Raw genomic sequence first — 20,745 nt, 5'->3', positions numbered from 1 at the left:
AAAAAAAGAAATGTCAGTAACAACTGAAATATCAGGTGGCGCAGCGGCAACCGATTGGCGGGAGAACCTCAATCGCCATACAAGAGGCGATAAGGTGATTTGGGCGCTGGTAGTATTATTGACTTTAGTGTCGCTGCTGGCGGTGTATAGCGCGACGGGCTCTTTGGCATATAAAAATTATAAAGGCAATACCGAAGTGTATTTGTTTAAGCAGGTGATGTTTATTCTGCTGGGCTTCGGCGTGGTATATTTCGCGCACCGCGTCAACTATACGATTTATTCAAAAGTCGCGCAGATCCTGTTTTTATTCAGTATTCCACTGTTGATCTACACTTTGTTCTTCGGCGCCAAGATTAACGAAGGAAGCCGCTGGATCAAACTGCCGATTATCAATATGACGATGCAGACTTCCGATCTCGCGAAGCTGGCTCTTTTTATGTATCTCGCAAGATTATTAAGCAGAAAGCAGCAGGTGATCAAAGACTTCAGGAAAGGGTTTCTGCCGGTTATCATTCCCATTGGTATTACCTGTCTTTTCATTGCGCCGGCCAACCTGTCCACAGCGTTATTGCTGGGTGCAAGTTGCATGATTCTGCTATTCATCGGCAGGGTAAATGTGCGGCATTTATTGCTGGTGGGCGGCATCACGCTTATACCCATCGTCATGCTTATTGTGGCTGCAGTAGCCCAGCACGGATCCGAGGCCACAGCGGCGCCCGAGCATATAGAGCAGGTAGCGGCCGCAGCTCCTGAAAAAAAATCCGGGCGTTTGGTGGCGCGTGTCAGCACATGGGTAAACCGTGTTGAGAATTTTATTTACGGAGGGAAAGAAGCGGACACGGATGAAATGTACCAGGTAAATCAGGCAAAAATTGCGATCGCGAAAGGCGGCTTTTTTGGAGCCGGCCCCGGAAACAGTACAACGCGCGACTATCTGCCGCAGGCCTATAATGATTTCATCTTCGCCATCATCATTGAAGAGTATGGGATTATTGGCGGCGCGTTCCTCGTTTTTGTCTACTTGGTCTTTTTATATAGATGTATCAGGATTTTTAAAAAATGCCCGTTTGCCTTTGGCGCTTTCCTGGCGTTGGGATTAAGTTTTACGCTGGCCATTCAGGCATTGGCAAATATGGCGGTTACGGTAAATCTTTTTCCGGTGACGGGCGTTACGCTGCCGCTGGTGAGTATGGGAGGATCAAGCTTTTTATTTACATGTTTGTCGATCGGAATTATTCTTAGCGTTTCCAGAAACGTAGATAGCATTGAGCCGGCAAGCGCGGCAGTGGCTGATGCAGGCAACAAAACAAAAGAAATTCAGGAAGGTGCATAAAAAAATCATCATAGCAGGCGGAGGAACCGGAGGTCATATTTTTCCGGCCATTGCAATTGCGAATGCAATTAAGCAGCAGCAGCCGGCTACTGAATTTTTATTCGTCGGTGCAAAAGGCAAGATGGAAATGGAGCGGGTGCCGCAGGCGGGTTATCAAATTGTGGGGATTGATATTGCAGGATTGAATCGTAGTTCTTTATTAAAAAATATCGGCCTGCCGCTTAAGATTGTGAAAAGCTTTCTCCAGGTCAGAAGGATCTTTAAAGAGTTTAAGCCGGACGCGGTAATCGGCGTGGGCGGGTATGCTACATTTCCGGTATTAAAACATGCGCAGGCAATGGGCGTGCCGACTTTTATTCATGAGTCAAATTCTTTTGCCGGCAAAGCCAATAAAATGCTGGCCAAAGGAGCTGAAAAAATATTTACCGGTACGCCGGGTATGGAGCAGTTTTTTCCAGCGGAAAAGATTATGGTAACCGGAAATCCCGTTCGAAGCGTAATAGCTGAGGCGTCCATCAGCCGGGAAGATGCGCTGGCTTTTTTCGATCTCGATCCCAAAAAAACTACCATACTGGTGGTGGGTGGCAGCCTGGGAGCAAGGTCGATTAACGAAGCTATTTTAGGCGGCGCAGCGCAGCTGCTCGGTGAGAACTTACAGTTGGTTTGGCAAACAGGAAAGAGTCTGGCCACAGAAGCAGCGCAACTCGGCGCTGCACATAAAGCAATTTGGGCGAGCGAATTTATATCCAACATGGAGTATGCCTACGCAGCGGCGGATATGGTCATCGCACGCGCCGGCGCTATGACGGTTGCGGAAATAAGCATCGTCGCAAAGCCAGCCATTTTTGTGCCTTATCCGTATGCTGCCGAAGATCATCAGACAGCCAACGCCAAACAGTTGGCCGACCTCGGCGCAGCATTGTTGGTGAAAGATGGGGATGCGAAAAAGGAACTGGTAGAAAAAGCAATCGCCCTGGCCGGCGATGCCACTAAAAGAAAAGCAATGCACGATCAACTCGCCGCATTGGGAATTAAAGATGCTGCCAACCGCGTAGCTGAAGAAATTTTAAAATCGATCTCAAAATAATGAGCATAGCGCAAAAACATATTCATGAAATCCAATCCGTTTACTTTATCGGTATCGGCGGGATCGGCATGAGCGCTATTGCACGCTACTTTTTGTCATTGGGCAAAACAGTGAGCGGCTACGACCGAAATGAAACCGCCATTACCCGTAAGCTCGTAGCGGAAGGCGCAGTGGTTCATTTCACAGAAGACGTTGAGCAGATTCCCAAAGAGGTGGACTATGTGGTGTATACACCGGCTGTGCCAAAGGATCATAAAGAACTGGTGTATTATATCAATAACGGGTTTGCCGTAGTAAAGCGCAGCGATATCCTGAAAATGATCAGTGAGGATGCTTATAATATTTGTGTGGCCGGCACCCATGGCAAAACAACTACTTCCACGATGGTTGCCCATTTATTGCGCGATAGCGGATTTGGCTGCAATGCTTTTCTGGGCGGTATTTCAGCAAATTATCAAACCAATTTCTGGAGCAGCGCGAAAAATGTTTGTGTGATAGAGGCGGACGAGTATGACCGCAGCTTTTTAAAACTGAATCCGGATGTAGCTGTTATCACATCGATGGATGCGGATCACCTGGATATTTATGAGCACGAGGATAATGTGAAAGAAGCCTTCAGGCAATTTGCGGGAAATATTAAAAGCGGGGGCTTGTTGTTAAAAAGCTTTGGCCTCGACCGGTCGATGCAAGTGGAAACAACGGTGACCTACAGCCTTCAGAATGAAAGCGCTGACATCCGCGCCGCCAATATTCGAATGAGTGAGGGAGGATATTTTTTTGACGCCGTGCTGCCGGATAAAATTATTCCAGATATCCGGTTAAATATGGGAGGCATGCATAACGTGGAGAATATGATGGCGGCCGTTGGAGTGGCCGACTATCTGGAAATTGAAAGTGAAAGGATAAAGCAGGCGGTTGCTTCGTTCAAAGGCGTAAAACGTCGGTTTGAATATGTGATCCATCGTCCGGACCTTGTTTTTATCGACGATTATGCCCATCATCCGGAAGAGCTGAAAGCGTTGATAAATGGTGTGAAATCATTGTTCCCCGGGAAAAAAATGACGCTTATTTTTCAACCGCATTTGTTTAGCAGAACGCGCGATTTTGCGAGGGATTTTGCGCAGGTGTTAGGTGATGTCGATCAGCTTATTTTATTGCCCATTTACCCGGCGCGCGAGCAGCCCATTGAAGGTGTTACCAGCAATATTATTTTAGATCAGATAGAAAAAAAAGGAAATAAAATATTAACGGGTGGAGAGGTGTTGCGTTGGGTGAAAGATTCTTTTTCAACGCAGCGGGAACAGGAATTTGGTGAGGTAATTGTCACGGCGGGCGCGGGAGATATTGACAAATTAGTGGAACCTATTAAGCAGATTTTAATAAAGTAAAGTGAGAAGACAAAGAGCCATAAAAAGATTTTTTCTAACGCTAATGTGGCTGGGCGTAGCCGCAGCGATGGGAACAATTATTACTGCTGCCATGCGCGTGCAGGAATCGGGCTTGTGCAAAGGATATAAGATTCAGATCGAAGGGTTTAAAAAAGGGGTTTTGTTTACTTCAGAAGCGCATATTGTTGAGTTGCTGAAAACGGCTGTGAGAGGCGATATTAAAGGGCAGCGAAAAACAGATTTCAACCTGCCCTTGATGGAAGATTTGCTGGAGCAAAGTTCCTGGGTTTACAATGCCGATTTGTATTTTGATAACAACGATGTGCTGCATGCGAATGTTACAGAAAGAAAACCGCTGGCAAGAGTTTTTACAAGTGCGGGGACCTCGTTTTATATTGATGAAGCCGGTAAGCAAATCCCATTGTCGGAGACGGTAAGCCTCGATTTACCCGTGTTTACAGGGTTTCCTTCGAAGAAAATAATGAACGGTGTCGATAGCGCGTTGGTGCAAAACGTAGTAGCTACTGCTTCGTTTATCAATAGCGATCCCTTTTGGGATGCACAGGTGGCGCAAATCGACATCAATAGCTGCGGCCAGGATTGCTGGAACCTGGAGATGGTGCCGGTCGTGGGCAATCATGTGGTCGATTTGGGAGATGGATCGGATATAGCATCGAAGTTCCACCGGCTCTATCTCTTTTATGACCAGGTATTGAAACGCACCGGCTTTGATAAATACAGGAAAATTGATGTGCAATACGGCGGACAGGTGATTGGTATTAAAGATAAGATTACGAAGATTGATTCGATACAACTTCGCAAAAACATTGAAAGCCTTTTGCAGCAATCGCGGGATTATAACGAATTGGTTCAGGTGGCGCCGTCGGTGGATTACTCAAGTATTATGCAGGCCGACACTTTTGCAAATGTGAACGCAGTAATCGAAGAAATGGACATCGCGCAGGATTCGATGGTTGCCGCGAAGGATACTGTGGCACAACAAAAGAAAACTGAGGAGGTAAAAAAGGACGCCAAACCGCCGGTGTCCAGGAAAGCCACGGCTACAAAGACAGTTCAAAAGAAGCCGGCGAAAACTGATACGAAGAAGGCTTCGGCCGCTCCGGCAAAACGCAGCGATTCGAACAAGAAGCCGGGCGCGAAAACGCAAACTAATACAACTAAAAAGAAAAATAAAAACAACTAAAAAACGACATACTATGAATTCCGAACAACCCATTATTGTAGGCCTTGATATTGGTACAACCAAGATCGCCGTTATTGCCGGTCGTAAAAACGAGTTTGGCAAACTGGAGATCCTTGGCTTTGGTAAAGCCAATAGCAACGGCGTAAAGCACGGCCAGGTACTGAATATCGACGAAACCATTAAAGCCATTAAGCAGGCCCTGGAAAATTGCCTTTCATTAAATCCCAATCTCAACATCAACGATGTGTATGTGGGCATTGCGGGGCATCATATTAAAAGCCTGCAAACCCGCGGCGATATTGTACGTGAAAATGAAGAGGAAGAGATTTCTCAGCATGAAGTGGATCTTCTGGTGAGCAAGCAGTACAAAACTTATATTCCTGCCGGCGACCAAATTATTGATGTGATACCACAAGAATATACGGTTGACAATATGCCCAACATTGTAAGGCCTATTGGATATAGCGGTGTAAAACTGGGCGCTAATTTCCATATCATAACCGGCGATAAAAACGCAATTCGCAATATCAACAGGAGCGTTGAAAAAGCAGGCCTCCGCACTAAAGACCTCGTGTTGCAACCACTCGCTTCGGCCGCAGCGGTAATGGCGCAGGAAGATCTGGAAGCTGGTGTGGCGATTGTAGATATCGGTGGCGGAACAACAGATATCGCGGTTTTCGCGGAAGGGGTTTTGCGTCATACGGCTGTTATTCCTTTTGCAGGCGAAAACATCACCACAGATATTAAAACCGGCCTCGGCGTATTAAAAAGCCAGGCGGAACAAATGAAAACACAGTTTGGTAGCGCGCTCGCCAATGAAGCGAAAGCCAACGCATATATAACTATTCCTGGTTTGCGCGGTATGCCGGCCAAAGAGATCAGCGTTAAAAACCTGGCTAATATTATACAGGCAAGAATGAGTGAGATACTTGATTTTGTGACTTATCACCTGAAACAAATTGGCATGGATAACCGCCAGCTGAATGGCGGCATCGTGCTGACCGGCGGCGGTTCTCAGTTAAGGCACCTGATTCAACTTACGGAATATGTAACCGGTATGCCCGCGCGCATCGGCCTGCCTACAGAACACCTCGCGGCGGGGCATATTGAAGAACTGGCTAAGCCTACTTACTCCACTTGTCTAGGGCTTATTTTAAAAGGTTGCGATGATTTCGAAAACAACCGCAAAGTGTTCGAGAAAAGCTTTATCAATGTTGAAGTGCCTGAAGGTTTAAAAGATCAGAATGCTGAAATAGAACAGGAAGCTGAAGCGGAAGAAGCTGTAAAGCAGGCCGTGAAGCCTAAGCGCACGCTCAACGACGGCTTCTGGAGGAAATTTAAAGATGGCCTGATCAAAATTTTTGCCGAAGAGGGCGACGAGCAGTTGCATTAATACTGCGCTCAAAAACTTTAACTCAATTAGTTCTTTCAATAACCACCTTAAGCCTTGTTCACCTTCTCCAGAAACTATTGCGAAATAGGAAATGGAGAGGGTGGGCGGAGTAAGGTCCTTCTTTCTAACCCATTTGTAAACTGGGCTTCAAGGCCCTAAATTTTAAGTTATGATACAATTTGATTTACCAAGCGAACAATCATCTATTCTGAAAGTGATAGGTGTAGGCGGTGGCGGCGGCAACGCGGTTAACCACATGTTCAGTCAAGATATAGATGGCGTAAATTTTATTATTTGTAATACAGATGCGCAAGCAATCGCCAACAGCAAAATCCCCAATAAAATTCAATTAGGCCCACAATTAACTTCTGGTTTGGGTGCCGGCGCCAATCCCGAAATTGGGCGCCAGGCTACCGTTGAATCCCTGGAGGAAATCAGGAAGATCCTGGAAGTGAACACAAAAATGGCTTTTATCACCGCCGGAATGGGTGGCGGAACAGGAACGGGCGGCGCGCCAATCATCGCGAAAATTTGTAAAGATCTCGGGGTATTAACCGTCGGGATTGTTACCACTCCTTTTGCCTATGAAGGTAAGAAACGCCAGCAGCAGGCAGAAGAGGGCATCAGTCAGTTGAAACAATATGTGGATACATTATTAGTAATCAGCAACGACAAATTGCGCCACCAATACGGTAATCTGAAAATGCGTGAAGCATTTGAAAAAGCAGATAATGTTTTGGCAACGGCGGCCAAATGTATTACGGACGTAATTAACAGCACCGGCCAAATCAACGTCGATTTTGCTGACGTATGCACCGTGATGAAAAACGGCGGCAGAGCCATTTTGGGCAACGCGGCTGCAAGAGGGGAAGACAGGGCGCAGCAGGCGATTGAAGAAGCGCTGAGCTCTCCACTGCTCAACGACAACGATATCCGGGGAGCGAAGTGGATTCTTATCAATATCAATTCGGCCGAAGGCGAACATGAGTTTACAATGGACGAAGTGGAAGTGATTCAGTCCTATTTGTTAAGCCACGCCGGCGATAACACAGATGTTATTCTGGGCTTAGGATACGACAGCACTTTAGGAGATCAGATCGGCATCACGCTTATTGCCACCGGTTTTGAAAATAAAGATCCTTTTGTAAAACCCGTTTTGAAAAAAGAAGAGGCGGAAGAAGGAAAAATCGTAATGAAACTGAATGGCGAAACGGCAAAGCCAACGGCAACAGCAACGACTGCTACGCCCGAGCCGGTAGTCGAGCCGCCCGTACAAGCAGCGGCGCCTCAGGAGCCAGTGATGTTAAAGCCCGATCCGATGGCGCCTAAACTGGTTGAAGATTTCTCTTTTATAGATGCGCCGATGCCTACGGTGGAAGATGTGGTGGAGGAGCCGGAAACAACAAACTTCCTGTTAGGCGCTGAAGAAGAGGAATTGAAATTTGTGAAAGATGTTGAAAATTTTGAAAAGGCAACTGACGTAGAAGATAAGGCTGCCGACGTTTTTTATTCGCCCGCGATTCCGGGAGAAAGAATTTTGGAGCCACTTGGCGAAAAAGATAAAGCAGAAGCGCCCGAAGATGCTGAAAAACAGGAAGAGCCGGTAAGAAGTTATTTGTCTAAACCGGCAAATATTTATGCTGAAGCAAAAGAGGAGCAGCCAGTCGCCCAGAAAAGGGATACTTATGCCGAGCAAAAACAAGCGCCTAAAGAACAGTTTTCTGTATACGAGAAAAGCGAGGTGATAGAAGTGCACAAAACCACGGTAAATCTTGTTAAAGAAGAGGAGCCCACGATCGATGCGCTCAATGAAGCCTATCAGGAAGAGGAAATGCAAAAACGTCGTCAGCTCGAGCGTATCCAAAAGCTACGCAACTTATCTTTCAACGTAAATTCTAACGACCCTACCGATGAGTTTGAAAATGTTCCGGCCTATATCAGGCGCAATATGGAGTTGAAAAACAATACGTCGCATATCGAAAATTATTATAGCAAATTCGAAATTTCCACCGACGATCAAAATCAGGGTCAGATCAATACCATCAATACTTTCCTTGATGGAAATAAACCGGATTAATCTCTGTTGTTTCGCTTCAGTGTAGTTTGGCTTAGTTTTATAGTTGTTACCCCCGCCCCAAAAGCGGGGGTTTTTTATTGCCATTTTGTTGCATGGTATTTGAACGGGAATAGCATCATCAGTAAACTTATCATCTAACAACTTCATATATGAGCACAGTTTTGATCACCGGTGGAACGGGTATGATTGGCTCCCGGCTTGTTGAAAAATTAAAAGAAAAAGGCCATTCGATCATCGTGTTAACCCGAAGTGGCGAACGGCAAAGCCAACCGGGCATACGCTATGCCCAATGGGATGTTGAAGAGCAAAAGATCGACGAGGCCGCGGTAGCGGAGGCAGATATTATCATTCATTTGGCGGGCGCCAATGTTGGCGAAAAGCGCTGGACGGCGGCGCGGAAAAAAGCTATTGTAGACAGCCGCGTGAAAAGCGGGCATTTGCTGGTTACTGCTTTGCAATCTGTGCGGCATAAGGTGAAGGCTTTTGTCAGCGCCTCAGCAATTGGTTGGTATGGCTCCGATCCCGACATTCCGAATACGCTGCCATTCGATGAAAGCTTTCCCGCGGTCAATGACTTTTTAGGAACTACCTGTTACCAATGGGAGCAGTCGATTAGCCCGATAGGTGAAATGGGTATCCGATTAGTGATTTTGCGGACGGGCATTGTACTAAGCAACGAGGGCGGCGCTTTCAGGGAATTCAGGCGGCCCTTGCGTTTTGGCGCGGCTCCTGTGCTGGGTTCCGGTAAACAGATCGTTAGTTGGATTCATATTGATGATTTGATCGAACTATATATAAGAGCGGTGGAAGACGCTTTGTTTAGCGGTGTTTATAACGCGGTGGCGCCCGACCCTGTTTCCAATCGCATCTTAATGAAAACACTGTCAGAAGCGTCGGGCAAGCGTTTTTTAGTGCCGGTAAAAGTCCCGGAGTGGGCGTTGAAAGTGGCGCTCGGAGAAATGAGCGTTGAAGTGTTGAAAAGCACAACGGTGAGCAGCGCCAGGGCGCAGGAGGCCGGTTTCAAATTCTCCTATCCAACGATACAATCGGCGGTAGCGCAATTGTTGAGGTAGTGTGAGGAGAAACATTCTCACACCAAATCAATATCCTTATGATTAGGATGCCATACGCTGCTGAAGTCGCCGATAATGCCGCTGCCATTTATAAAATTGATGCGGTGCACTGCCAACAAATCAATATCGCGCTGTAACACTTTTCTATACACCGGGTGCATAGTGCCGCCCTTCTGACCGGCGGGGATTGATGGGTCATATTGAAATTCGGGATCGACCAAAGTGCCCCGCGGATACATGATGCCAGGAATGCCTTTGCCCCGATAGTCGAGTGCTACCGGATGTTTGAGGCCGAGCGTATGGCCATATTCATGAGCTGCAGTCGTCGATCCCTTATACAGGTTCTCGAGCTTGAAGTAGCGGGTGTTACAGCCCAGGCCGTCCACAAAAGAGATATTGCCATGCGCAAAAGCTTCAATTCTAAAATAATTGTTGCGCGGATCGTCATTGGTTAAAATTTCTTCCGGCGTAATGGCCGGCTTATACTCGCCGGTAATCCTGAACCTTAAGTGATATGTCCGGCCTTTCACTATAATCGTACCCTCTGGCTCATTCCACATCGTTTCTATCTCGTCTCTTATTTGCTCGGTAATTTCAACGGAGGCGGCGTAGCCATAGGTGATAAGGTGAGAAACAATCATCACCGTTTCTTTCGAATATAACTCAACTGTTCCCATTGACTCATGTGATACTTAAAGCTTGTGATGCAATTCATTTTTCTCCAACGATTACAATATAGTATATTTAATTTATGAATCGAAAGTTGCTCCTGCTTTCCGCTTTAGTTGTGGCGGTAAATATCGTTAGCGTTCATGCCCAAAAAACAAAGCCCAACGTACTTTTTATTTTTATTGACGATTTGAGGCCCGATTTGGGATGCTATGGAAATAAAGAAGTTAAAACACCGAATATGGATGCGTTGGCCGCTTCGGGCGTGGTCTTCAACCAGCAGTTTGTTGCTGTGCCCACCTGTGGCGCATCGCGTGCGAGCATACTCACCGGCCTTTATCCGCGGGTAAAATCTGACGTCACAAATGATGCTATAGAAAAATCACTTTCGGGAAAGCCGGCGGGTGTTCAGCCCGAGTCGTTTGTGGAGCAATTTAAGCGCAGCGGATATTACACGGTGGGGATCGGTAAAATCAGCCATTCGGCGGATGGCTATTTATACGCTTACGATGCGCCTCGCAGCAATCAACTCGAGAAGCCGCATAGCTGGAATGAAATGCTGTTTGATGCAGGGAAATGGGGGACAGGTTGGAATGCTTTTTTTGGATATGCCGACGGATCAAGTCGTACCAGTAAGCAGCGTCTGGTAAAGCCTTACGAAGCGGGTAACTGCGATGATGCTGGTTATCCCGATGGACTGACTGCCGGCCTCGCCGAAAAGAAAATGAAGGATCTGGCCAGGCTAAACAAACCCTTTTTAATGGCTGTCGGGTTTTTTAAGCCACATCTCCCTTTCAACGCGCCTGCGAAGTATTGGGATTTATATGATGAGGATAAATTGTCTACTGCGCCGTGGCCAAAAATTCCTGAAGGTATTAATAAAGCGAGTTTACATAGCAGCGCTGAATTTAAGAGCTATCAGTTGGGCGAGGAGCAGCCTTCGCTCGAAAAGCCGGTTTCAGAACAATACGCCCGAAAGTTACGCCACGCCTATTATGCGGCGCTTAGTTACACCGACGCGCAAGTGGGCAGGGTGATGAAAAGCCTTAAGGAAAACGGACTGGATAAAAATACCATCGTGGTGCTTTGGGGTGACCACGGCTGGCATTTGGGCGATGATCTGGTCTGGGGGAAACATACGCTTTTTGATTGGGCGTTGCGCAGCGCGTTCATCATCAAAACACCGTCGATGAAAAAAGCCATCACCTGTGACAATATCGTAAGTTCAACTGATGTTTATCCTACACTGATGGAATTATGCGGGCTTCAAACTAAGGCTCGTTTAGACGGCCGGAGCCTGGTGCCGCTGCTCACACAAACCAGCAAATCTGGGCATAAAGATGTCGCGTTGAGTTATTTTAATAAAGGAATTTCTATCCGCACATCAAAATATCGCTTTACGCAGTATTTCAGGAGCCAAAAGCCAACCATAGAATTGTACGATCACAGCAGCGACCCGCTGGAAACCAAAAACGTAGCCCATCTTCATCCCGGACTGGTACAAAAAATGATGACGACCTGGAAAGATAAAATCGATCAGGCGTCAAAAATGTATGCCAATTGAACGATTGAAAAAATTACCAAATAGACTTTAATTCATAAACTTCAAGGCCTGAAACCTTCGCCGTTCCCCCTTTTGCGCTGATGGAAAGTGTTTGGTTGTTATGAGGAAGATTGATGTTGACAGGCATAAATACTAGTCCTTTATTAATAAAAATTTCCAGGCCCGTCCTGTCTGCATAGATAATGAGCGATAACCTGCCGTTTTGTAATTTTGCAGGCGCTTTTACGCCGTCGACAACAAGTTCGGCATTCGCTACCTTATAAACCACAGGAACACCTCTTACGTCAATAACTATTTCGCTTGCTTTGCCGGGCTCAATGTCCATGCGTAATTCCGCCAACTCAATATTGATCCCCTTAAGTGGATTGGGCCCGTTTTCCTTAACTGTTTTGTTGACTAATTTAAAGGTGCGCCTTCTTAATTGAGCGAGTTCTTTAACCGGCATGCGCGTCAGGCGGATGCCGTCTTCAGTGTTTATCAGCTTATGTTCCAGCGGAAGGCTCATCGATTGGTTAAACCCGGAATTGCCCTGGGCTGTATTGGTACGCCACCAACCGATTTCGATCCGGCGTCCGTTAGGCTCGTTGCTGAAAGTCTGGGGCGCATAAAAGTCGCGCCCATACTGGTTTTGCAACTTCTTTTCTTCTTCTTTAAAATGAATACCATCAAAGCTGCCGATGGCATATTCGGTGTTAGCGCCGGTAAGCACCCATTTCTTTACACCGGGCAAGCCTTCAACAGGCAGTTCGTAAAACTCGGGGCATTCAAATAGATAACGGTCGTTGCCCACGCCACCATAAGTGATGCTGGAGGGGGTCCAGTTTTTTAAATCGGGCGAGTTCAGAAATTGCATACTGTGCTGCTCGTTGTCGCCGCGCTCCACCCAAACGACCATCACCCATTTTTTTGTAGGTTCATGCCATATCACTTTGGGGTCGCGGTTGTCTTTATTGATGCGTGGCACTACAGCTTTTTCATAGCGATGAAAAGTGGTGCCGTCGGTGGTCCAACTCATGTATTGTCCCCAGCCTCTGGCGCCCGTATGAAAGAGCACCATGGCAGGCTTTCCGTTTTTACCCAGGCCGCTGATGTTGTTTTCATCGACCACGGCGCCGCCGCTAAATACAGGCCCGCCCTGATCGGGATGGATAGCATCATCCAGTTCTGTCCAATGCACGAGGTCTTTGCTTACCGCATGGCCCCAGGTCATATTGCCCCATTTGCGCCCATAGGGATTATGTTGGAAGAATAAATGATAGGCGCCATTGTAGAAGACCATGCCGTTGGGATCGTTGGTCCAGCCGCGCTTTGGCGAGAAATGAAACTGTGCACGCAACGGCTCGTGATAGTCGTTTGTATTCGTGTCTTTATCACTTTGAAGTATCGGTTCAAAGACTTTTGATGTTGCCGCAACCTTATCTACTCTCAGTTCCACCTTCTTTCCTTTCCATTGGTCTATGCGCATATAGGCATACCAATCGGGCTTTTCTTCGGCCAGTTCCATATCCCAAAAACGGGTATTAATGCCATCTACCCAGAGTTCGAGGTTGCGTTTGGGCGCTCCATTTTTAACGGGCAACACTAAATACTGATGGTCGACAGTGAAGTACTTACTTATATTTTTTGTGGCGTTTGGTTCTTGCTGGGCAGAAAGGGCAAAGCAGCCAAACAGGAAATAGTGAATAAGTAATAGTGTTCTTTGCATCTTTTTATTTTTATGAATCGGGGTTAGGAGCCCTGCTAAAAGGCACACGCTAAATGGTTTTAATGTGGTCTTTGCTTCTATCCAAAAGATTCCTTGCGCCGCTTTTGTGGCAGGAAATCAATATAACACTCGCGTTAAAGTTAGGCAAGCCGCGACTGTTCATCAAAAATTAATTAGAGTGATTTTTGGCGGCTTGCTTCGCAAGCAATGATTATAAGAAATCCGGCGGTGTAAGAGATGATATCGGCCCAGGCAAAGTGAGTGCCCATAACTATTCTGGCTATTTTAGAATGGCCAAGGCCAATGCGATCTACAATGTTTAGGAACTGCAGCGTTTCGATGAGAAAGGAAAATATAAGGACAGCGATGGCCGCCTTCAGCATCGATATGCGAAGCAATGACTTTAAAAAGCAATAGAGCAGTATAACTACCAGAACGTCTCCCATATAAGGCCGGATAAAATTATCGTGAACGAAAACTGCAATCAGGATTTCGATAATAAAAAGCGAACTAAAAAGTATAAGGCATTTTTTGTTGAATGTGAACATAATATAATGCGACGTGGCAGTAGCCTTTTTTGCTAAAGCGAGATGCTTTGTTCTAGTTTGATTACTTTATCAGCAATTTTCTTTTTTCTTCGTAACTCTCCAATTCCTAGTGAAAGATTATCTAAAAACAAATTCGCGTCTTCGATCGTATTAAAAAAGCCAGCATAAGATAAGTTGAGTTTTATGATTAAATCTTTGATAAATTCTTGCACAAAGAAACAAGCTTCTAAACTCTCCGCGCTACTATTACCTTTGTGGACAAATTCATTTCTGAATAATCTTAAGCTTTCAAGGATTTGCTTTTTATAAGGTTTGGCAGTGTTTAGATAAAGCGCAGAAGCGCGCTTTATTAAAGTATCGTTTTGGTCGGAGTCTAGCAGTAATTCTAACGTTGTCCAAGCTTTTAAGAAACAAGTGTACTTGTTTCTTTCATCAAAGGCAGAGGTATATGAGTTTAATGCATTGATTAGAGATGCCTGATGATTAAGACTACATTTATTGAATTGTTTAATCATCCATGGAATCGTTTTTTTAAATTTAGAAATTTTCTCTTTGCTGGGAAGAAATGGGTTTAGCTTTTGAAAATTTGGTACAATGAAACACCTACCTCTATCCAGTGCATTTGTTCCATCCTCGTTATGTACACTTATTGTTTCTCCAACTTGGATTTGATTGATTGGATTAAGGTTTCTGTCATCAAATCTAATTTCGTATGTACTATTATCTATGAGACATAAAAAAGATCGGAATATTTCAAAATAGGCATAGCCTTCTTCGTAGGCATCCAGAGCATTTTTTGAATTAATTTTAATGGATAGCTTGACAGTTTTTTCGTCATCATTTTTGCAGCCATTGCTTTCATTGATAGTGTGTCTATTAAATTTAGTTGGAAATGAGGTGCCATGAATTTTTATATTGCAACGGCCAAAATTAATTGCTCGAAAAGGTAGATATTTGATTGATAGTGTAGCAAGAACAAAAAACGTTTTCTTTTCTTTTGCAGTATGATGATGAAATTCCTTATTCAGACATTCAAGAAAAACCTTCTTTTCATACTTTCTAGAATGCGCAAGTTTTTGGAAAACTTTTTCTAAAATCTGTTTTTTAGATTCTTGGTTTAATATATTACCGAAATCGATGATCGATAAAAACAGCCATTGCAAATTCCTATGTTCAAATGCGGTGTAAGTTACTTTGCCATCTTGAAGGATAGATATTTCGGATAGCTTTTGAAGTAGCAAGGAGAGGTTCTGCTTTTTTTCATATTTTATTTTTACAGTCATTTAAAATCAAAATTGATGCTTGAGGGGAAGACTTATCGACAAAGCATAGGATATGTTTTATTAGTTTCTCACGGGCTTGCCTGTTTTAATCACAGCTTGCAAACGTTCCAATGTTTTTCTTTCTCCGCAAAGCGAAAGGAAGGCCTCGCGCTCCAGGTTCAGCAGGTATTGTTCACTGACCAGCGTGGGTTCGCTCAAATCGCCGCCGCACATGACATAGGCCAGCTTTCGCGCTATTTTCGCATCATGTTCAGAGGCGTAATTGCCCTGCTGCATGCCATGAATGCCTGCCAGCAAAGCGCCGAGTGCACTGCGTCCTAACACTTTGATGTCTTCACGCTGAACTGGCGTCACGTAGCCGCTGTCGTATAAATCGATCACACTCCGTTTAGCTTCTGCTATACGGCGGTCCTGGTTCATCACCACCTCATCATGCCCTTTTCTGTAAATACCCAGATGAAAAGCTTCAAAAGCAGAAGTGGCCACTTTCGCCGTAGCAATGGTCAAAAAGCGATTTTGCAGTGTAATGTTTTCTGGCTCGCCGTGGTGCATTTCGTCAGCGGCGCGCAGGGCAAATTCTTTGGTGCCGCCGCCGCCGGGGATGACGCCAACCCCCATTTCCACAAGTCCGGTATACGTTTCAGCCGCCGCACATATTTTATCACTGTGTAAACTAAGCTCGCAGCCGCCGCCCAGCGCCAAGCCATGAGGCGCCACCACCACGGGAATACTGGAGTACCTCACGCGCATCATAGCATTTTGAAAAGCCCGAACCGCAAAGTCGAGTTCATCAAATTCCTGTTCTACGGCCAGCATGAAGATCATGCCTACATTAGCGCCGGCAGAAAAGTTAGCGCCGTCGTTGGCGATGACAAGTCCTTTAAAATCCTTTTCGGCTTTCTCGATGGATGTTTGTATGCCGCTCAAAACGTCACCGCCGATCGTGCCCATTTTGGTATTCCACTGCAAGGCGGCTACATTGTCGCCGATATCAAAAAGCCGGCAACTGCTGTTTTTCCAGATTAGTTGGTCTGCATAATTTTTTAAAATGATAAACGCGTTTTCACCAGGTACCGGCGCATAATTTTTCGTAGCGATATCGTAGAAAAGGGTGCGGCCTTTTTCAATTTTGTAGAAGCTCTCATGCCCGGCAGCAAGCATTTCTTCAACCCACCCGGCAACGCTGAAGCCCGCGTCTTTCAGCGCTTGTGTAGTTTTGGCCACGCCCAGCGTATCCCAGGTTTCAAATACGCCGATTTCCCATCCGAAGCCGGCTTTCATCGCGTCATCTATGCGATATAGCTCGTCACTAATCTCAGGAATGCGGTGGCTGACATAAGAGAATAGCCTGAAATGAAATTGCCTGAAAAATTCGGAGGCTTTGTCTTTGCCCTGCATCAACGTTTTCAGTCTGCCGTGCAGGTTGTCTATCAATTTAGCTGCTTCAACCGTTGCAAATTTTGGTTTGACACGCGGCTGATATTCGAAAGTTTTTAGATGAAGCGTTAGTATTTCTGAGCCCTTTTCGCCTTTTATTTTCTTAAAAAAGCCCTGCCCTGTTTTATCGCCCAACCATTTTTTCTCAATGAGTTTATTGAGCCATTCGGGTATCTTAAAAGTCTCTTTCGCTTCGTCGTTGGGACAATTATCATATACGCCATTCGCTACTTTTACAAGTGTGTCGATGCCAACAACATCTGCTGTTCGGAAGGTCGCCGATTTCGGCCGGCCGATCAAAGGGCCTGTCAACACCTCCACTTCATCGATTGTGAGGTCTAACTTATCGAGCAGCGAGAAGATGGACATAATACTGAAAACACCAATCCTGTTTGCAATAAAGGCAGGCGTGTCTTTACAAAGCACCGTGGTTTTACCAAGTATCACATCGCCAAAGTGCATGAGAAAGTCTATCACCTCCTGATTTGTATCTTTGGTAGGAATGATTTCGAGCAGGCGAAGGTATCGCGGGGGATTGAAGAAGTGGGTGCCGCAGAAATGTTTTTTGAAATCCTCGCTACGGCCTTCAGTCATTAAGTGAATGGGAATGCCGGATGTGTTGCTGGTTACCAAAGTGCCGGGTTTCCTGAACTGTTCCACGCCGTCAAATATTTTTTGCTTGATATCAAGCCGCTCTACAACCACTTCTATAACCCAATCGCAACTGGCAATATCTTTCATGTTATCATCGAAGTTCCCCGTTGTTATGTTCTTAATGACATCCGGCGTATAAACGGGAGATGGGTTGCTTTTGACGGCTGCCTTCAATGCTTCGTCTACAATTTTATTTTTAGAGGCGCCTTCTGACGCCATATCCAAAAGTAGTACCCTTATGCCTGCTCCTGCAAAATGACAGGCGATGCGCGAGCCCATGATCCCGCTTCCTAAAACTGCTACTTTTTTAATAATTCGTTTCATGTGTTTACGTTTATGCTTTCAACTTGCCAGGATTTTAAGAGCGCCGGATTCAGTTGCTACGGGCATTCCGCAGCGTTGCAAAATGGTCGGCTCTCGTTAAGTCTTAATCGTTAAAGGAAAAAATGTCTCCTATGAAGGTAGCCATTTTGAGCAAAAGAATGATGGCTTTGCCGCTTGATCAGAAACAACTTATTGGTAAAAAGGGAAACGCAATTCGGATGAAAATATGCGTTGGAAAATGTTTTTTAAAAAAAGAAGTACATCAAGTTTTCGCCCGGCGGTTGCTACATTAAAATGCCATTTACGGGTTGCAGTCTTTCCTGTACTTCTTCTGCGCCCATCATTTCCTGCAAGTCGATGCCGATGCTGCGGCACATAGCCGACATGGGTACATCTGTCACGGCGTTTTCAAAAGGATTTTCACTAAAGTCACCGACTTGTTCCATCCAGTTAAAAACCCAGGATACGATGAGGCAGGCGGGAAAAATGAGCCAAGGAGCGGTGGGTGCCAGTTTTATTACTTCGGTCATCAGCCCAAAGGGGAGTATAAACATAAAGATATCTACGAACAGGCGGCTAAATACGGCATATTGCCTCGGAAACGGATAATTCTTGATGCGTTCGCAGCCGCCTTGCTGGTTGTACAATTCTTGGATAATATTGCAAATAGTCATGTATTCCATGGCGTCGATGGTGCCGTTATCCTTTAATAATTTGAGGTCGCTATTCTGCAGGTGTAATAAATAGCTGGCGATGTTGCCTTTGTTTTTGACGAGAGTGTAGTCTGCTGCGCTTACATATTTAGAAAGAATTTTAGCGACCTTTTCCTCGAAGCTTATTTCCTGGTTTCGTTGCAGCGACGAAGTGTAGCGTTGATAATATTTCTCTGACCACACCTTGTTTTTCCTAAGCTGCAGCCGAAGCATGTTGCACCAGGCGATATGCCTGTGAATAAGCTGAGTGCTTTTCTCTTTATCTTTTACTAATTGAAGGACCATTGTTCCCCACATTCTGCTGGAGTTAACAATGCCACCCCAAATTCTTCTTGCTTCCCACATTCGATCGTAAGACGAGTTATTTTTAAAACCGACATAAAAAGAAACGGCGGTTCCAATTAGCGTAATTGGCAAAAGAGGAAGTGTAAGATGGGTGTAACCCAGAACCGAAAAAAGAACATAGACCAATGTACTTGAGATCAGCGGTACAAAGATCGTGTAAAAGCTGCTTGGCACCAGATAGCGTAGCCGGATAAAGCGGGTCGTGTACATAGATATAGTTTTTAGGTGGGCTGCATCGAGGGCAGGTTAAGGAAGGTGAAAAGGCAATTCGATATTTTAATATTTGTTGTAATCATTAGGTATGGAGTGCTATTGCCGGATTGTTCGGCAAATGGCGGATATAAAAATACGGCAAACGACCTTTGTTTTTTTAAGGCGAGTAAAGATTTTTACTATTTCCGGATTCGGTTTTTTTTGAGCGGTAGGCCAAAAGCATGTTATAAAAAATGCGGCTTCTTGCCCCGGAACGCTATATCCTTACAGGCCTTTCGGCGAAAAAATCATAAACTGTTATATTTGACATCAGTCTTTCCTATGTAAAACTGCATGTTGCAAACATTAACGCCCCATAGGGGCAACATCATAGCAAGCCCAGTAAGGGCGACATCATACTGACTTATGGCTAACACTTTTACCAAAATATACCTGCATATAGTGTTCTCTGTAAAAAAACGCCAATGCCTAATCGAAAAAAGCTGGAGAGATGAGCTATATAAATATATCTGCGGGATTGTAAACCAGAACGAGCAAAAAGTATATGCTATTGGAGGTGTGGCAGACCACATACATATATTGGTGAGTATGAAACCTAATATTGCGCTTTCTGATTTAGTAAGAGATATTAAAGCCAGTTCTTCAAAATGGATCAATGAAAAAGGATTTATTGAGGATAAATTTCAATGGCAGGAAGGTTTCGGTGCTTTTTCTTATGCACAATCGCAGCTTGACAATGTAATTAGGTACATCAACAACCAGGAGCAACATCATATACGTAAGACTTTCCGCGATGAATATACTGGCTTATTGGAGAAGTTTAATGTTCCATACGAGGATCGATACCTTTTCGAGTGGATTGAGTAATCATTATTATTGTTGTAGAGGATATCGCTCCTACGGAGCTTGGGCGCGCGCATGCATGTTATTATGATGACGCTCCTACGGAGCTGAAGTATGTGTATTTTTTTGTTTATTATTATTCTAATGCTCCTCCGGAGCATAGGGAGATAACGTAAAAAGGTGGCCATCCTGCGACAAACCTCAAATTAAATATTTGCAATTCATTCAGTCCGGTTGAAATAATAATAATAATTCGCGTTGGGAAATACGGTGACGCGCATTATCAGTGGTTGGCGTTTAAACCCAGCCCCATCGGGGCGGTATGACAATAGCTCCCGTCGGGGCGAAATGACATTCAACCCGAAAATATCAAGTTTACAATCAAACCCAGCCCCGTCGGGGGCGAAAGAACAATAGCCCCATCGGGGCGAAATGACATTCAACCCGAAAATATCAAGTTTGCAATCAAACCCAGCCCCGTCGGGGCGGTATGACAATAGCCCCCATCGGGGCGGTATGACATTCAACCCGAAAATATCAAGTTTACAATCAAACCCAGCCCCATCGGGGCGAAATATCAATAGCCCCCATCGAGGCGGTATGACATTCAACCCGGAAATATCAAGTTTGCAATCAAACCCAGCCCCATCGGGGCGAAATATCAATAGCCCCCATCGGGGGCGAAATAAAAATGCCCAGGCGACATTTTCTGCACAGGGTGTGAAAATTTCAAAAAGCCGGAGGTATTGAGTTTTATTATATTTGCGTGTTTCGTGAATTCCCTGTTTGCACGGCAAGCCGGGATGCGTAAGGGATGGCAGCGTAAATCCTTTTTGCATCGCAAAAAGATTGAAGCGAACAGCCCGACCCGCCATCGGCGGGATACGCCCAA

16 protein-coding genes are annotated in these 20,745 nt (G+C 45.3%); 9 read left to right on the top strand and 7 right to left on the bottom strand.

The window, feature by feature from the left end; all coding sequences use genetic code 11:
• Window positions 1-10 precede the first annotated feature (10 nt).
• From ABDK00_RS13715 to ABDK00_RS13685, 7 genes are all read left to right on the top strand, one after another.
• Window positions 11-1,333: an FtsW/RodA/SpoVE family cell cycle protein gene (locus tag ABDK00_RS13715; protein ID WP_346236826.1), complete on the top strand. Its 1,323-nt coding sequence runs from the start codon at window positions 11-13 to the stop codon at window positions 1,331-1,333.
• Window positions 1,326-2,420: an undecaprenyldiphospho-muramoylpentapeptide beta-N-acetylglucosaminyltransferase gene (murG, locus tag ABDK00_RS13710; RefSeq protein ID WP_346236827.1), complete on the top strand. Its 1,095-nt coding sequence runs from the start codon at window positions 1,326-1,328 to the stop codon at window positions 2,418-2,420. Before ABDK00_RS13715 ends, murG begins: the two co-directional genes overlap by 8 nt.
• Window positions 2,420-3,808, top strand: a complete 1,389-nt coding sequence (gene murC, locus ABDK00_RS13705) for a UDP-N-acetylmuramate--L-alanine ligase (RefSeq protein WP_346236828.1) — start codon at window positions 2,420-2,422, stop codon at window positions 3,806-3,808. Before murG ends, murC begins: the two co-directional genes overlap by 1 nt.
• A gap of 1 nt (window position 3,809) precedes the next feature.
• Window positions 3,810-5,012: a hypothetical protein gene (locus ABDK00_RS13700; RefSeq protein WP_346236829.1), complete on the top strand. Its 1,203-nt coding sequence runs from the start codon at window positions 3,810-3,812 to the stop codon at window positions 5,010-5,012.
• A 13-nt stretch (window positions 5,013-5,025) separates the two neighbouring features.
• Window positions 5,026-6,405, top strand: a complete 1,380-nt coding sequence (ftsA, locus tag ABDK00_RS13695) for a cell division protein FtsA (RefSeq protein WP_346236830.1) — start codon at window positions 5,026-5,028, stop codon at window positions 6,403-6,405.
• A 169-nt stretch (window positions 6,406-6,574) separates the two neighbouring features.
• Window positions 6,575-8,482, top strand: a complete 1,908-nt coding sequence (gene ftsZ / locus ABDK00_RS13690) for a cell division protein FtsZ (protein ID WP_346236831.1) — start codon at window positions 6,575-6,577, stop codon at window positions 8,480-8,482.
• A gap of 149 nt (window positions 8,483-8,631) precedes the next feature.
• On the top strand, window positions 8,632-9,555 hold the full coding sequence (locus tag ABDK00_RS13685; RefSeq protein ID WP_346236832.1) for a TIGR01777 family oxidoreductase: 924 nt from the start codon (window positions 8,632-8,634) through the stop codon (window positions 9,553-9,555).
• A 17-nt stretch (window positions 9,556-9,572) separates the two neighbouring features.
• Here ABDK00_RS13685 and ABDK00_RS13680 read toward each other — a convergent pair whose 3' ends face one another.
• Window positions 9,573-10,232, bottom strand: coding sequence for a peptidase M10 (locus ABDK00_RS13680; protein ID WP_346236833.1), 660 nt, complete (start codon window positions 10,230-10,232; stop codon window positions 9,573-9,575).
• Between the two features lie 74 nt (window positions 10,233-10,306).
• Here ABDK00_RS13680 and ABDK00_RS13675 point away from each other — a divergent pair, with 74 nt between their 5' ends.
• Entirely contained in the window at window positions 10,307-11,788 is a 1,482-nt protein-coding gene (locus ABDK00_RS13675; protein ID WP_346236834.1) for a sulfatase, read from the top strand.
• 13 nt (window positions 11,789-11,801) lie between these two features.
• Here the strand turns inward: ABDK00_RS13675 and ABDK00_RS13670 are convergent, their stop codons facing one another.
• From ABDK00_RS13670 to ABDK00_RS13650, 5 genes are all read right to left on the bottom strand, one after another.
• Window positions 11,802-13,493, bottom strand: a complete 1,692-nt coding sequence (locus ABDK00_RS13670; protein ID WP_346236835.1) for a GH32 C-terminal domain-containing protein — start codon at window positions 13,491-13,493, stop codon at window positions 11,802-11,804.
• Between the two features lie 173 nt (window positions 13,494-13,666).
• Entirely contained in the window at window positions 13,667-14,041 is a 375-nt protein-coding gene (locus ABDK00_RS13665; protein ID WP_346236836.1) for a DUF2809 domain-containing protein, read from the bottom strand.
• Between the two features lie 32 nt (window positions 14,042-14,073).
• On the bottom strand, window positions 14,074-15,324 hold the full coding sequence (locus ABDK00_RS13660; protein ID WP_346236837.1) for a hypothetical protein: 1,251 nt from the start codon (window positions 15,322-15,324) through the stop codon (window positions 14,074-14,076).
• A gap of 60 nt (window positions 15,325-15,384) precedes the next feature.
• The gene (locus tag ABDK00_RS13655) at window positions 15,385-17,739 is read right to left on the bottom strand and encodes a 3-hydroxyacyl-CoA dehydrogenase/enoyl-CoA hydratase family protein (protein ID WP_346236838.1); all 2,355 of its coding nucleotides are present in this window, start codon (window positions 17,737-17,739) and stop codon (window positions 15,385-15,387) included.
• 284 nt (window positions 17,740-18,023) lie between these two features.
• On the bottom strand, window positions 18,024-19,007 hold the full coding sequence (locus ABDK00_RS13650) for a bestrophin family protein (protein ID WP_346236839.1): 984 nt from the start codon (window positions 19,005-19,007) through the stop codon (window positions 18,024-18,026).
• Window positions 19,008-19,415: 408 nt separating this feature from the next.
• On the opposite strand from ABDK00_RS13650, the gene tnpA reads away from it, so the two are divergent.
• Window positions 19,416-19,877: an IS200/IS605 family transposase gene (gene tnpA / locus ABDK00_RS13645; protein WP_346236840.1), complete on the top strand. Its 462-nt coding sequence runs from the start codon at window positions 19,416-19,418 to the stop codon at window positions 19,875-19,877.
• Window positions 19,878-20,074: 197 nt separating this feature from the next.
• Here the strand turns inward: tnpA and ABDK00_RS13640 are convergent, their stop codons facing one another.
• A complete protein-coding gene (locus ABDK00_RS13640; RefSeq protein WP_346236841.1) occupies window positions 20,075-20,692 on the bottom strand; it encodes a hypothetical protein in 618 nt (205 codons plus the stop codon).
• Window positions 20,693-20,745 lie beyond the last annotated feature (53 nt).

It is taken from the genome of Niabella insulisoli (assembly GCF_039652435.2).
GTDB lineage: Bacteria > Bacteroidota > Bacteroidia > Chitinophagales > Chitinophagaceae > Niabella > Niabella insulamsoli.
The sequence above is the reverse complement of the archived record's forward strand: the minus strand, read 5'-3'. Positions and strand labels throughout refer to the sequence as shown.

Bases quoted from the DNA above. Each gene is read 5' to 3' on its own strand.
- ABDK00_RS13715 (WP_346236826.1), top strand. From the start codon at position 11: ATGTCAGTAACAACTGAAATATCAGGTGGCGCAGCGGCAACCGATTGG.
- murC (WP_346236828.1), top strand. From the start codon at position 2,420: ATGAGCATAGCGCAAAAACATATTCATGAAATCCAATCCGTTTACTTT.
- ftsA (WP_346236830.1), top strand. From the start codon at position 5,026: ATGAATTCCGAACAACCCATTATTGTAGGCCTTGATATTGGTACAACC.
- ftsZ (WP_346236831.1), top strand. From the start codon at position 6,575: ATGATACAATTTGATTTACCAAGCGAACAATCATCTATTCTGAAAGTG.
- ABDK00_RS13685 (WP_346236832.1), top strand. From the start codon at position 8,632: ATGAGCACAGTTTTGATCACCGGTGGAACGGGTATGATTGGCTCCCGG.
- ABDK00_RS13680 (WP_346236833.1), bottom strand. From the start codon at position 10,232: ATGGGAACAGTTGAGTTATATTCGAAAGAAACGGTGATGATTGTTTCT.
- ABDK00_RS13675 (WP_346236834.1), top strand. From the start codon at position 10,307: ATGAATCGAAAGTTGCTCCTGCTTTCCGCTTTAGTTGTGGCGGTAAAT.
- ABDK00_RS13670 (WP_346236835.1), bottom strand. From the start codon at position 13,493: ATGCAAAGAACACTATTACTTATTCACTATTTCCTGTTTGGCTGCTTT.
- ABDK00_RS13665 (WP_346236836.1), bottom strand. From the start codon at position 14,041: ATGTTCACATTCAACAAAAAATGCCTTATACTTTTTAGTTCGCTTTTT.
- ABDK00_RS13660 (WP_346236837.1), bottom strand. From the start codon at position 15,324: ATGACTGTAAAAATAAAATATGAAAAAAAGCAGAACCTCTCCTTGCTA.
- ABDK00_RS13655 (WP_346236838.1), bottom strand. From the start codon at position 17,739: ATGAAACGAATTATTAAAAAAGTAGCAGTTTTAGGAAGCGGGATCATG.
- ABDK00_RS13650 (WP_346236839.1), bottom strand. From the start codon at position 19,007: ATGTACACGACCCGCTTTATCCGGCTACGCTATCTGGTGCCAAGCAGC.
- tnpA (WP_346236840.1), top strand. From the start codon at position 19,416: ATGGCTAACACTTTTACCAAAATATACCTGCATATAGTGTTCTCTGTA.
- ABDK00_RS13640 (WP_346236841.1), bottom strand. From the start codon at position 20,692: ATGCAAAAAGGATTTACGCTGCCATCCCTTACGCATCCCGGCTTGCCG.